Here is a 12,656-nt window from a genome sequence, read left to right as displayed (position 1 = left end):
CGTTCCTGTCGCAGGGGAGAGGCAGAATCACGTTCGTGCTGGTAGCGGTGGTGGCTGATGAGCGGGGCGGCGGAGTGCTCTGTCCGCTCGACCCCGCCGGTCGCCCGGCCGGCCCGATCGAGGTCGTCACCGATCTGGCGGCCGCCGTCGCCGCGCGGGAGGCCGCCGGGCACCCGCGCTGGGTCTGGTCCGGCTCCGCGTCGGTCTACCCGGCGTTGCTGCGCGCCGGCGTCCGGGTCGACAGGTGCCACGACGTGGAGTTGACCGAGGCGTTGCTGCTCGGTCACGCGGGCCGCTGGGGCGAGCCCCGTTCGCTGGCCGCCGCCTGGGCCCGGCTGAACGGCGCGGCGGTGCCGCCCGACCCGCCGCCGCGCGCCCCCGCGCCACCCGGGCACGGCCAGGGCGCGCTCTTCGACACGATGCCCGGCCCGCCGGGGCCGGGCATCGAGGCACTGACCCAGGTGTACGCCGACCAGCTCGCCCGCGTCGGCAGGGCCGAGCACCCGGGCCGGTTCCGGTTGCTGGTGGCCGCCGAGTCCGCCGGTGCGTTGATCGCGGTGGAGATGGGCGTCGCCGGGCTACCCTGGCGGGCCGACGTGCACGACGAGATCCTGCACGAGCTGCTGGGTGACCCGTCTCCGGTCGGTGGCCCGCCACGCCGCCTCGCCGAGTTGGCCGCCCGGATCGCCGACGCCCTCGGCGTACGCCACCTGCACGCCGACTCCCCGGCGGAGCTGCTGAAGGCGTTCGCCCGGGCCGGGGTGGAGCTGCCCAACACCCGGGCCTGGGTGCTGCGCGGTGTCGACCATCCGGCGGTGCCGCTGGTGCTGGAATACAAGGAGCTCTACCGGATCTGGACGGCGCACGGCTGGGCCTGGCGTGAGCAGTGGGTGCAGGACGGCCGCTTCCAGCCGGAGTACGTGCCGGGCGGGGTCGTCTCCGGCCGGTGGGCCACCCGGGGCGGTGGCGCGTTGCAGATCCCGAAGGTGATCCGCCGGGCGGTGGTGGCCGATCCGGGCTGGCGGCTGGTGGTCGCCGACGCCGGCCAGTTGGAGCCCCGGGTGCTGGCAGCGGTCTCCGGCGACGCGCGGTTGGCGGCGGCCGGTGGAGCCGGCGACCTCTACGCCGCGTTGGCCCGGGATTCGTTCGGTGGCGACCGGGCGAAGGCCAAGGTGGCCCTGCTCGGCGCGATGTACGGGCAGACCGGAGGTGCCGCGGTGCCCGCCCTGGCGGTGCTGAAGCGCAGTTACCCGACCGCGTTCGGCTACGTCGAGGCGGCGGCGCGCACCGGTGAGACCGGTGGGCTGGTGCGATCGTGGCTGGGGCGGACGTGCCCGCCCGGCTCGGCCGGCTTCGGCGATCTCGACGACGCGTCAGCCGACCCGGAGGGGGCGGCCGATCCGCAGAGCCCACGGGCTCGTGCCGCCCGGTCCCGGGGTCGTTTCACCCGCAACTTCGTCATCCAGGCCACCGCCGCCGAGTGGGCCTCCACGTTGCTGGCCACGCTGCGGACGGAGTTGTCCGGCACCGACGCCGAGCTGGTCTTCTTCCAGCACGACGAGGTCATCGTGCACGCTCCCGCCGAGCAGGCGGCAGCGGTCACCGACGCCGTCACGCGGTCCGGCGAGCGGGCCTCGGCGCTGCTCTTCGGTGCGACGCCGGTCCGCTTTCCGCTGGACCTGTCAGTCGTCGACTGCTACGCCGACGCGGCCTGACCGCCGGCGCCGACCTGCCCGCGGACGCTTTGATCGACTCCACTTCGGCGATGTGGTGGCAATCTGCCGCCCGGATACCGCCATATCGGCGACCCGAAGTCGATCAAGCCGCCCGCCCGCCGCCGCAAGTGCTCCGATGCGTAACGGTTGTGCTATTTCTCCTTTTCGCCCCGCCACCCCCCGCTGGCCGTCCTCGTTGCAGTGTCCGTAGGAGGGGGCGGATCGGTAGCGGTCGCTCCCATGCTTGAGGGGGCGCAGCTGAACCGGATCGCAGGAATGATCATCGCAGCGGGTGGGGGACGACGGATCGGTGGTCCGGAGGCACTGCTGTGCCAGGGGGACAAGCCCCTGGTCAATCAGATGATCGACACGATGACCGAGGCGGGCTGCGAGCGGATCGTGGTCGTGCTGGGTGCCGCCGCGGAGCAGGTGCAGGAGGCCGCCGACCTGGGCAGGGCCACCGTCGTCATCAACAAGGCGTGGGGCACCGGAGTCGGCTCGTCCATCCGGGCCGGCCTGGCCGCCATGGACGACGAGGGGATCGAGGCGGTGGTGGTGGTCCCGGTCGACATGCCCGGTCTGACCGCCACGGCCGTCAGCCGGGTGGCCGCGCTGCCGTACCCGGACGTGCTGGTCTGTGCCACCTACGACGGGTTGCGCGGGTACCCGATGCTCTTCGGTCGCCGCCACTGGCCCGGCATCGCCACGCTGGCCAGCGCCGACGTCGGCGCGCGGCCGTACCTGTTGGCGCACAAGGACCAGATCGTCGACATCGCCTGCGACTCGGTGGCCGACGGCAGCCGGGTGGACACGCCGGAACTGATGGAGCTGTACGGGCTCACCGTCCCGCCCCAGCGCGTCGGGGTCTAGGTGCGAGTCTCGCTCGACTGATCGAACGACGCTGTCCCCCTGGACCGGTCGAAATCCCGTTCCGCCAATTCGATCTGGTGTCGGGAGCTGCCGCCCACTAGCCTGACCCTGCGCGGTCTCGCTTCCACGGGGGTTGATGTGACATCGCCGTTGTCGCTTGCCTGTGCGCGCGTGGCTGTCCTCAGACAGCCAATCCGGGTTCGTGCCAGAGAGGCGATGCATGAGATTTGTCAAAGTCGGTTGGCGGGCGGGTTTATCGCTCGTCCTGGTGGCGGCGGGTTTGACGTCGTCAGGGCTGCCGGCGCAGTCGGCTGTCGGCGTCACAGCCGCTGACGGCACATACCGTTTCGTCGCCAAACTGACCATCGGAGATCCAGGCCAGGCGGATGGCACCAGCTGTTCCGGGGCGCTGGTCGCGCCGCAATGGGTGATCACCGCAAAGAGCTGCTTCGGATCGTCCAGTGTGACCGCGGGGCCACCGCCACGGTCCACCACGGCGACCGTAGGCCGCGCGAGCCTGAGCACGTCCGCCGGTACGGTTTCCGCTGTCGACAGGCTGGTGCCCCATCCGGATCGAAACGTGGTGCTGGCGCGGATGGTGACTCCGGCCGATGGCATCACGCCGATCAGGCTCGCTCCGGCCGAGCCGCGGTACGGGCAGGTGCTCCGCGTCGCGGGCTACGGCCGGACCGCCACCGAGTGGGTGCCGGACCGGATGCACACGGCGCAGTTCACAGTGGGATGGTGGGCCGACCAGACGGCGACGACCTTCGACGTGAAGGGCCGGGTGCCGGCGAACGCGAGCATCTGCAAGGGCGACGGCGGAGGGCCGGCCTTCCGGGAGCTCGAATCCGGCCCTCAGTTGGTGGCCATCAACGGGTCGTCATGGCAGGCCGGCTGCATCGGTGAGACCCAGACGCGGCAGGGCGCCGTCGAGATCCGTGTCGACGACCTCGCCGACTGGGTCCGGAGGAGCATCGTCGACTTCCCGATCGCCGACGGGTCCCTCTACCGCGAGGCGGCCGGCGCGATCTCCGTCATCGCCGGGGGATCGCCCATCTGGTTCGACGACATCGCCGAGATCAGGGCCACTGGCTACACCACCTCGTGGACCGACGTTCCGAACGGCACGTTCGGGCTCCTGCCGACCGCCCCGCGCAACGGCACTGTGGTGTCTGCTCCGCAGCATGGCATCTACGTGATCGCGGGCGGTGCGAGGATCTGGTTCAGCACTCCGCAGGAGATTGTCGACACCGGTTACGGCGGGGTGTCGCCGACGATGGTGCCCACCCGTTACCTTGACACCGTTCCCACCACTCCGCGGGACGGCACCCTGGTGTCCGACCCGCAGGGCAACGTGTACGTGTTCGCCGGTGGGGCGAAGATCTGGTTCAGTCACCCGCAGGAGGTGACCGACACCGGTTACGGCGGGCCCCGAACTGTTCTGCCCACTCGGCACCTGGCTGGTGTTTCCGACGTTCCCCGTGACGGCACGATGGTGAGTAACCCGCAGGGAGACGTCTACCTGATCGTCGGTGGCGCCAAGAAGTACTTCCACTCGTGGAACGAGATCGTCGCGGGCGGGTACGCGGACGCGCCGCTCACCGTGCTTCCGGCCCGCTACCTCGCTGGACTACCGACCGCTGCCTCGTGATGACGAGCGGCCGGTGAGCCGTTGATGATCGACGGGCTGGATGTGCTCGGCAACCGCCGAACGCATCCAGCCCGTCGCGGTTCGTCCGCCCGTCAGGCGTCCGGCAGTTCGCCGGTGGCCGCGAGGCGCTGGTACCAGTGGGCGCTGTCCTTCCAGGTGCGGACCTGGGTGTCGTAGTCGACCCGGATGATGCCGAACCGGCGGTCGTAGCCGTAGCCCCACTCGAAGTTGTCCAGCAGCGACCAGACGAAGTAGCCGCGCACGTCGGCACCCTGCGCCCGGGCGTCGCCCATCGCGCCGATGTGTCGGCGCAGGTAGTCGATCCGCCGGTCGTCGTGGACCCGGCCGTCGGCCGACACCTCGTCGTCGAACGCCGCGCCGTTCTCGGTGATCATCATCGGCTGGTTCGGGTACTCGCGGTGCAGGCGCAGCAGCAGCTCGGTCAGGGCCGGCGGGTCGATGTTCCACCCCATCGCCGTGTACGGGCCGGGCTGCGGCAGGAAGTCGACGTCGTCGGCGGCGACCCACGGCGTCGAGGTCGAGGCACCGTGCCCGTCGGCGTCGGAGCGGGCCGACACCCCGTCCCAGGCGCGGACGAGGGTGCTGGAGTAGTAGTTGACTCCGAGCACGTCCAGCGGCACCGCGATCTGCTTCTCGTCGCCGTCGTGGACGAACGACCAGTCGGTGACGGCCGCGGTGTCGGCCAGCAGGTCGGCCGGGTACGCCCCGTCGAGCATCGGCCCGAGGAACGCCCGGTTGGCCAACGCGTCGATCCGGCGTACCGCGTCCCGGTCCGCCTCCGACCCGGACGCCCCCCGGATGACGTGCAGGTTCAGCGTCACCGACAGCTCGGCGGCCGGGGCCAGCTCCCGGACCACCCGCCCGGCCAGGCCGTGCGCGAGGTTCAGGTGGTGCACGGCGGCCAGCGCCGCCGCCGGCTCGGTGCGGCCGGGCGCGTGCACGCCGGAGGCGTAGCCGAGGTACGCCGAGCACCACGGCTCGTTCAGCGTCGTCCAGGTGTGCACCCGGTCGCCCAGCGCGCCGACGATGCCCGCCGCGTACTCCTGGAAGCGCAGCGCGGTCTCCCGGGCCGCCCAGCCGCCCGCGTCCTCCAACTCCTGCGGCAGGTCCCAGTGGTACATGGTCGCCACCGGGCGGACGCCCCGCTCCAGCAGCCCGTCCACCAGCCGGGAGTAGAAGTCGATCCCCGCCTGGTTGAACCGGCCGGAGCCGCCCGGCTGCACCCGCGGCCAGGCGATGGAGAACCGGTACGCGTCGAGCCCGAGGTCGGCGACGTGCCCGAGGTCCTCGGCCCACCGGTGGTAGTGGTCGGCGGCCACGTCGCCGGTGTCGCCGTTGAGCGTCCGGCCCGGTGTGTGGCTGTACGTGTCCCAGATCGACGGCCCGCGCCCGTCCTCGCGGGCGGCGCCCTCGATCTGGTACGCCGCCGTCGCCGACCCCCAGACGAAGCTCTCCGGGAAGTGGTGTTGCGTCATCGTTCAGTCCCCTGGATCTCGCAGATGTAGCCCGTCGAGGCACCGGCGACCAGTGCGGCACTGGCCGTCCCGTCCTCGTAGCGCACGTCGAACTCGGCGCCCGGCCCGTGCCCGGGTGACGGTACCCGTACCCGGGTCCGCTGACCCTCGGCCGGTGCGTACAGCCGTAGCCGCACATCGTCGGCCCACTCGTAGTCCGGTCGGTCGTCGCGTGCGCCGAACGGGATGACGGCGCCGGGCCGGGCCAGCACGGGCAGGCTGTCGAAGGCGTGCTTCTCGGTGACCCACGCCGGGCCGGTGACCTGCGCCCCGCTGACCAGGTGCGTCCAGGTGCCGGCGGGCACGTAGTAGGTGACGTCGCCGTCGGCGCTGAGCACCGGGGCGACCAGCACGTCGGGGCCGAGCATGTACTGCCGGTCCAGGTACGCGGTGGCCGGGTCGTCCGGGAACTCCACGAACATCGGCCGCATCATCGGCGTACCGTCGCGGTGCGCCTCCTGGGCGGCGGCCGCCAGGTACGGCATCAGGCGGAGTTTGAGCTGGGTGAAGTGCCGCAGCACGTCGACGGCCTCGTCGTCGAACGCCCACGGCACCCGGTACGACCCCGAGCCGTGCAGCCGGGAGTGCGAGGAGAGCAACCCGAAGGCGACCCACCGCTTGAACACCACCGGATCGGGGGTGCCCTCGAAGCCGCCGATGTCGTGGCTCCAGTAACCGAAGCCGGACGACGCCAGCGACAGCCCGCCGCGCAGCGACTCGGCCATCGCGGCGAACGTCGCCTCGCAGTCGCCGCCCCAGTGCACCGGGAACTGCTGCCCACCGGTCGTGGCCGAGCGGGCGAACAGCACCGCCTCACCCTTGCCCCGCTCCGTCTCCAGCAGCTCGAAGACCGCCTTGTTGTAGAGGTAGGAGTAGTAGTTGTGCATCCGCTGCGGGTCCGAACCGTCGTGCCACACCACGTCGGTCGGGATGCGCTCGCCGAAGTCGGTCTTGAAGCAGTCGACGCCCATGTCGAGCAGCACCTTGAGCTTGCCGGTGAACCAGCGGACCGCGTCCGGGTTGGTGAAGTCGACCAGCGCCATCCCGGCCTGCCACTTGTCCCACTGCCAGACCGACCCGTCGGGCCTGCGGACCAGGTAACCGGCCTGCCGCCCCTCCTCGAAGAGGTAGGAGCGCTGCGCGATGTACGGGTTGATCCAGACGCACACCTTCAGGTCGCGCTCGCGTAGCCGGCGCAGCATCCCCTCCGGGTCCGGGAACGTCGCCGGGTCCCAGATGAAGTCGACCCAGTGGAACTGGCGCATCCAGAAGCAGTCGAAGTGGAACACCGACAGCGGCAGCCCGCGTTCGGCCATCCCGTCGACGAACTCGGTGACCGTCTTCTCGTCGTACGAGGTGGTGAAGGAGGTCGACAGCCACAACCCGTACGACCAGGCGGGGATGCGGGCCGGGCGGCCGGTGAGTGCCGTGTAGCGACGCAGCACGTCCTTCGGGGTGGGCCCGTCGATCACGTAGTAGGTGAGCGACTGCCCCTCGACGCTGAACTGGGTCTGCGTGACGATCTCGGAGCCGACCTCGAACGACACGTGCTCCGGGTGGTCCACGAACACCCCGTAGCCGGCGCTGCTGAGGTAGAACGGCACGTTCTTGTACGCCTGGTCGCTGGCGGTGCCGCCGTCGGCGTTCCAGATGTCGACGGTCTGCCCGTTCTTCACGAACGGGCCGAAGCGCTCGCCCAACCCGTACACCGTCTCGCCGACACCCAACGCGAGCCGCTCGTGCACGTGCTGCCGGCCCTCGGCGTCGGTGACCAGGCCGACGCTGCGTTCGGTGGACGCGGTGAGCAGCCGGTCACCGTGCCGGAAGTCGACGCGCCACCCGTCGACGAGCGCCACCCGCGCGGTCAGCTCACCGGTGGTCAGCGTCGCGCTGAGCCCGCTGACGTCGACGGCGACCGGATGCGTGTCGTCGGTGCTCAGCCCGAAGTGCGGCTCCCGGGGCAGCCCGCCGGTGTGGTGGGCGATGGTCACCCCGACGACGCCGGGGGCGGGGGAGAAGAACCGGACGGTGACCAGGGGCCGGTTGAGGGTGTCGCCGCGTCCGGTGATCCGGCCGGTCGGTGCGAAGACGGTGAACCCGCGCTCGTCCGGCTCGACCGACTCGACCGTGCCGGGGCGCAGGACGCTGACACCGGGGCGCAGTTGCCAGTACCCGTCGGTGAACTTCACTTCTCGGCTCCTGCCGTGATGCCGCGCGCCAGAGTGCGCTGGAAGATGAGGAAGAAGAGGACGGCCGGCACCAGGCTGATCAGCGAGCCGGCGTTGGTGGTCGGAGCGTCCATCAGCCGGTCGCCCTGCAACGACGCGAGCGCGACCGGGATGGTCTGCGTCTGGTTGTCGATGAGCATGACCAGCGGGATGAGGAACTCGTTCCACGTCCAGATGAAGAAGAAGATGAGCAGCACCGCGAGGGTGGGTCGCAGGTTGGGGAAGACCACCCGCCACAGCACCGTCCACTTGCCGGCGCCGTCCAGCGCGGCGGCTTCGAGCAGTGAGCGCGGGAACGTGCCCAGCACCGAGGCGAGCAGGTAGGTGCCGAACGCGCTCTGGATCACGGTGAAGATGATGATCACCGCGAGTCGGGTGTTGTAGAGCCCGACCTCCTTGGCCACGTAGTACAGCGGGTAGATCAGCGCCTCCTGCGGCAGCATGTTGGCCAGCAGGAAGAGACCGACGATCCAGAGCCGGCCACGGACCCGGCCGATACCGAGGGCGTACGCGTTGAGCAGGGACACGGCGACGCCGAGCACCGCCACGGAGCCGGCGATGAGCGCCGAGTTCCACAGTTTGAGCGGGAAGTCGACGGCGGTCCAGTAGGTCCGCAGACCCTTGGTGTAGAACTCCGTCGGCCAGCTCAACGGCCCGGCCGACGAGTAGTCACCGGGCGACTTGAACGCGTTGAGCAGCATGAACGCGAACGGCACTAGCATGACCAGCGCGCCGAGGGTGACCAGGGCGAGCACCACCCAGCGACTCGCGCCGCGGTGGTGCCGGTCGCGGACGGGTCGGCCCGCCGGGGCTTTGGTGATCATGATGGCCATCTCAGACCCCCCGGTCCCGGCGCTCGCTGCGAGCCTGCATCCAGATGAAGAGCACGGCCACCACGATGATGATCAGCGTCAGCACGGTGGAGATCGCCGAGCCGTAGCCGACCTGGAGCTTCTTGAAGAACGTGTAGTACGCGAAGTAGGACGGCACGTTCGTGGCGTTCTCCGGGCCGCCCCGGGTCAGGGCGAAGATCGGCCCGAACACCTTCAGCGCGGCGATGGTGCAGGTCAGCGCCACCACGAAGGTCTCCGGCCGGATCTGCGGGAGGGTGATCGCCCGGAACCGGTGCAGCCAGTTCGCGCCGTCGACCTCGGCCGCCTCGTACAGCTCGGGGTCGACCCGTTGCAGCGCCGCCATGAAGACGACCACCGGGTAGCCGATCTGCACCCAGATCATCACCGCCATCACGGCCGGGAGGGCCGTGTCCGGGTCGCCGAGCCAGTCGTGGCGTAACGCGCCGAGCCCCACCGCGTCGAGCAGGCTGTTGAACGCGCCGTCCGGGCGGAGGATCCAACCCCAGACGATGCCCGCCACCACCACGGGCAGCACCTGCGGCAGGTAGAACGCGGCCCGCAGCGCGGCGGCGGTGCGGGGCTTGAACCGGCGGCCGATGACGTCGAAGAGCACCGCCGCGAGCAGCAGCCCGAGCACTGTGGGCACCACCACCATCGCGACGATCATCGCGACGGTGTTGCGGAACGACGCCCAGAACACCTCGTCCTGGAACAGCTGCCGGTAGTTGTCCAGGCCGACCCACCGGGGGTCGCCGACACCCGACCACTTGGTCAGCGACAGGTAGACCGTGCCGACCAGCGGTGCGCCGATGACCAGGACGAAGAGCGCCGCTCCGGGGAGCAGATAGAGCCAGTACGCCGCGTCGCGTCCGCGTCGTCGGCGGTTGGGCGCGGGCGGGGTGGTCGTCGCGGCCGGTGGTGTGGCGGCGACGGTCTCGGAGACTGCCATGGAAGATCCTTCCCGGCGGGGCGGGCGGGCGCGTCGGTGGTGCCGCGCACGCCCGCCGCTCGCCGTGTCACTTGCCGGTGATCTCCTTGACGCCATCGGCGTACGGCTTGGCGATCGTGTCGAGAACCTGGTCAGGCGACTTCGAACCGTTGATCAGGGCCTGGAAGCCGGAGACCAGCACGTCGTAGTAGCCGGGGACCGGCCAGTCCGGGTAGAAGGCGAGCCCGTCGGACTTGCTGACCGTGTTGAAGTCCTCGATCAGCTTGCGGTCCTTCGGGTCGGTGATCTTCGACGCGTCGGCGGCGACCGGGACACCACCGTTGTTGCCGATCAGGTCCTGGACCTCCGGACGCAGGGTGATGTCGATGAAGTCGTACGCCAGGCTCTTGGCCTTGCTGTTCTCCGGGACGACCCAGAGGTTGCCGGAGGAACCGGCCTGCAGCGTGTTGCCCGGGAAGAGGAAGGTGTCCCAGTCGGCCTTCATCTCGGTCTTGAACCGGCCGTACCACCAGCTGCCCGAGACGATCATCGGAACCTTGCCGGCGATGAAGGCGGTGCCCATGTCCTCGGCCTTGAGGCTGGCCGAGTCCTTGGCGACGTAGCCCTTCCGCACCCAGTCGGCGAAGGTCTCCGCGCCGTACCTGAGCGGGTCGGCCTTGAAGTCGACCGGGTTCTTGTAGAGCTGGTAGTCGTCGACGAACCGCCGGTCGCCCTTGGAGAGGGCGAGCTGGTAGAACAGCTGCCCGGCCGGGTACTCGGCACCGGCCATGCCCAACGGGGTGACGCCCTTGCCGACGAAGGTGTCCATCGCGGCGGTCATCTCGGCCATGCTGGTCGGGACCGCGACGCCGTTGGCCTGGAACAGGTCCTTGTTGTAGTAGACGGTGACGTACTCGCCGTAGTTCGGGACGCCGAACCACTTGCCCGAGCCCATCACGCCCTTGTCGCTGTAGCGGGCGGTGGTCTGCAGGCTGGGGCTGAGCTTGCCGGCCCACCCGCGTTTGTCCGCCTCGGCGCTCAGGTCGGTGAGCAGACCCTGGGAGGAGAGCAGACCGGCCGTCGCGTTGCCCTTGTTGTACTCCATGATGTCCGGGCCCTCGGACGAGTTGATGATCATGCCGGCGTTCTGCTGGATCTGCTCGAACGCCTTGCGCTCGAAGCGCACCTCGACACCCGGATGTTCGGACTTGAAGATCTCGATCGCCTTGTCCCAGCCGACCCCCATCGCGCTGTTCTCGCTCTCGTAGTGCCAGAGCTTGAGGACCTTCGCGTCGCTGTCGTCCGCGTTGTCACCACCACCGCAGGCGGCCACGGTGGTCGTCGCCGTCGCCGCCAGGGCGAGCGCGGCGACGAGCCGGTGGAATCGCTGCATTAGCATCCTCCTCGTTGAGTATCTAGCCGGTACTTCACGAGGCCCGTCGTCGCGTTGCAGCGCGGCGGCGGGCCGTTTACTGATCAGCCCCCACTGGTCGGCGGCTTCGTGGGCGGCGGCTTCGTGGCGCGGCGGTCGACCCCCGGACCTCCAACACGCAGGGCAGCAGTTGCTGGTGGTGCTCGACCGCCGAGCCGTCCATCTGGCGCTCGGCGGGGCCCTCCAAATGGCGCACCAACGCCTCGATCGCCATCCGACCGAGCGCCGACCCCGGCGACGTCATCGCGGTCAGCGCCGGGGTGGCCAGCTCGGCCACCTGCGGCGAGGTGACCATCGAGACGACCGAGACGTCGTCGGGCACCGACAACCCACGGCCGGTCAGCTCACCGAGGATGCCGAAGATCGCGGTCTCGTTCATGGCCAGCACGGCGGTCAGCTCCGGCGCCTGCGCGAACGCGTCGGCCAACGCGGCCCGCCCGCCCGCCGCGCTGTCCTCGGCCGCGATCATCACCGGGTCGAGGCCGTGCGCGGTCATCGCCGCGACGAAGGCATCCCGGGTACGCAACGCGGGCCCGTAGCCGCTGGCCAGGGTCGCGGCCGAGTGGTTGACGTAGACGATCCGCCGGTGCCCCAGGTCGACCAGGTGCGCGACGGCCTCCCGCACGGTCTGGTCGAAGTCGATGTCGACGTAGGAGAGGGTGCTCGTGTCGGCGGTGCGGCCGATCAACACCAGCGGAACCCCGGTCTCCTGGAGCACGGTGACCCGCTCGTCGACCAGTTGGACCTCCATCAGCACGACCCCGTCGAGCATCCGCTGACTGGCCAGCCGCCGCAGGTCGTCGAGGTCACCGCCGCCGACCGGGGAGAGCACCAGGTGGTAGCCGGCGTCGCTGGCCGCCGCGGCGGCACCGGTGACGAATGCCGTCTCGGTGGCGCCGAGCCCGCGCTCGTCCATCGGCATCAGCAGACCGAGGACCCGGCTCCGCCGGCTGGCCAGGCCGCGCGCCAGCGCGTTGGGCTGGTAGTCCAGCTCCGCCATCGCGGCGAGCACTTTGTCGCGGGTGGCCTGCGAGATGGGCCGGGTGCCGGTGAGCACGTACGAGACGGTGCTGACCGAGACCTGCGCGAGGCGGGCGACGTCGTGCATGGTGGCCACCCGCGCACCTCCCTGGGCCAGGCGTGGGATCGCTCCCGATACGGCGTCGAAGCGTTTCGACTAAGCGGTTCGACAGGACGCTAGGCCACCTGTTACGGAGACGTCAATAGGAGATGTCGAAAAGGATGCGGCCCGCCGCTGGCACCCCGCCCCGCCCCGCCCCGTTCCGCGCCGCCCCGCGCCGCCCCGCCCCGCGCCGCCTGCCCCGCCCCGCGCCGCCTGCCCCGCCCCGCGCCGCCTGCCCCGCCCCGCGCCGCCCCGCCCCGCCCCGCGCCGCCCCCGCCCGGCCGCGAGGCGCGAGGCGCGGTACTCGCAGGCAGCAA

At 70.6% G+C, this 12,656-nt stretch carries 9 protein-coding genes; 3 read left to right on the top strand and 6 right to left on the bottom strand.

Translation table 11 applies throughout. The annotated features are described in order from the left end of the window. Window positions 1-5 precede the first annotated feature (5 nt). The 3 genes from O7616_RS26095 (at window position 6) to O7616_RS26085 (ending at window position 4,239) form a co-directional block, all read left to right on the top strand. Window positions 6-1,715 carry a bifunctional 3'-5' exonuclease/DNA polymerase gene (locus O7616_RS26095; protein ID WP_282307727.1) on the top strand — a complete coding sequence of 570 codons (1,710 nt, stop codon included), beginning with the start codon at window positions 6-8 and terminating at the stop codon, window positions 1,713-1,715. A 276-nt stretch (window positions 1,716-1,991) separates the two neighbouring features. Then, the gene (locus O7616_RS26090) at window positions 1,992-2,585 is read left to right on the top strand and encodes an NTP transferase domain-containing protein (RefSeq protein WP_282304435.1); all 594 of its coding nucleotides are present in this window, start codon (window positions 1,992-1,994) and stop codon (window positions 2,583-2,585) included. Window positions 2,586-2,805: 220 nt separating this feature from the next. Next, window positions 2,806-4,239, top strand: coding sequence for a S1 family peptidase (locus O7616_RS26085; protein ID WP_282304433.1), 1,434 nt, complete (start codon window positions 2,806-2,808; stop codon window positions 4,237-4,239). Between the two features lie 92 nt (window positions 4,240-4,331). Here the strand turns inward: O7616_RS26085 and O7616_RS26080 are convergent, their stop codons facing one another. The 6 genes from O7616_RS26080 to O7616_RS26055 all read right to left on the bottom strand — a co-directional run bounded on the left by O7616_RS26080 (window position 4,332) and on the right by O7616_RS26055 (window position 12,324). Beyond that, the gene (locus O7616_RS26080; RefSeq protein WP_282304432.1) at window positions 4,332-5,735 is read right to left on the bottom strand and encodes a GH1 family beta-glucosidase; all 1,404 of its coding nucleotides are present in this window, start codon (window positions 5,733-5,735) and stop codon (window positions 4,332-4,334) included. Then, a complete protein-coding gene (yicI, locus tag O7616_RS26075) occupies window positions 5,732-7,963 on the bottom strand; it encodes an alpha-xylosidase (RefSeq protein ID WP_282304431.1) in 2,232 nt (743 codons plus the stop codon). Before yicI ends, O7616_RS26080 begins: the two co-directional genes overlap by 4 nt. Continuing rightward, entirely contained in the window at window positions 7,960-8,826 is an 867-nt protein-coding gene (locus O7616_RS26070) for a carbohydrate ABC transporter permease (RefSeq protein WP_348773836.1), read from the bottom strand. The genes yicI and O7616_RS26070 overlap by 4 nt, the downstream gene beginning before the upstream one ends. Window positions 8,827-8,836: 10 nt before the next feature. Then, the gene (locus O7616_RS26065; protein WP_282304429.1) at window positions 8,837-9,805 is read right to left on the bottom strand and encodes a sugar ABC transporter permease; all 969 of its coding nucleotides are present in this window, start codon (window positions 9,803-9,805) and stop codon (window positions 8,837-8,839) included. A gap of 67 nt (window positions 9,806-9,872) precedes the next feature. Continuing rightward, entirely contained in the window at window positions 9,873-11,177 is a 1,305-nt protein-coding gene (locus O7616_RS26060) for an extracellular solute-binding protein (RefSeq protein WP_282304428.1), read from the bottom strand. A gap of 76 nt (window positions 11,178-11,253) precedes the next feature. Next, window positions 11,254-12,324 carry a LacI family DNA-binding transcriptional regulator gene (locus O7616_RS26055; protein WP_282307726.1) on the bottom strand — a complete coding sequence of 357 codons (1,071 nt, stop codon included), beginning with the start codon at window positions 12,322-12,324 and terminating at the stop codon, window positions 11,254-11,256. Window positions 12,325-12,656 lie beyond the last annotated feature (332 nt).

It is taken from the genome of Micromonospora sp. WMMD964, assembly GCF_029581455.1.
Taxonomy (GTDB): domain Bacteria; phylum Actinomycetota; class Actinomycetes; order Mycobacteriales; family Micromonosporaceae; genus Micromonospora.
Note: the sequence above shows the minus strand (reverse complement) of the source record. Positions and strands in the feature narration are given on the sequence as shown.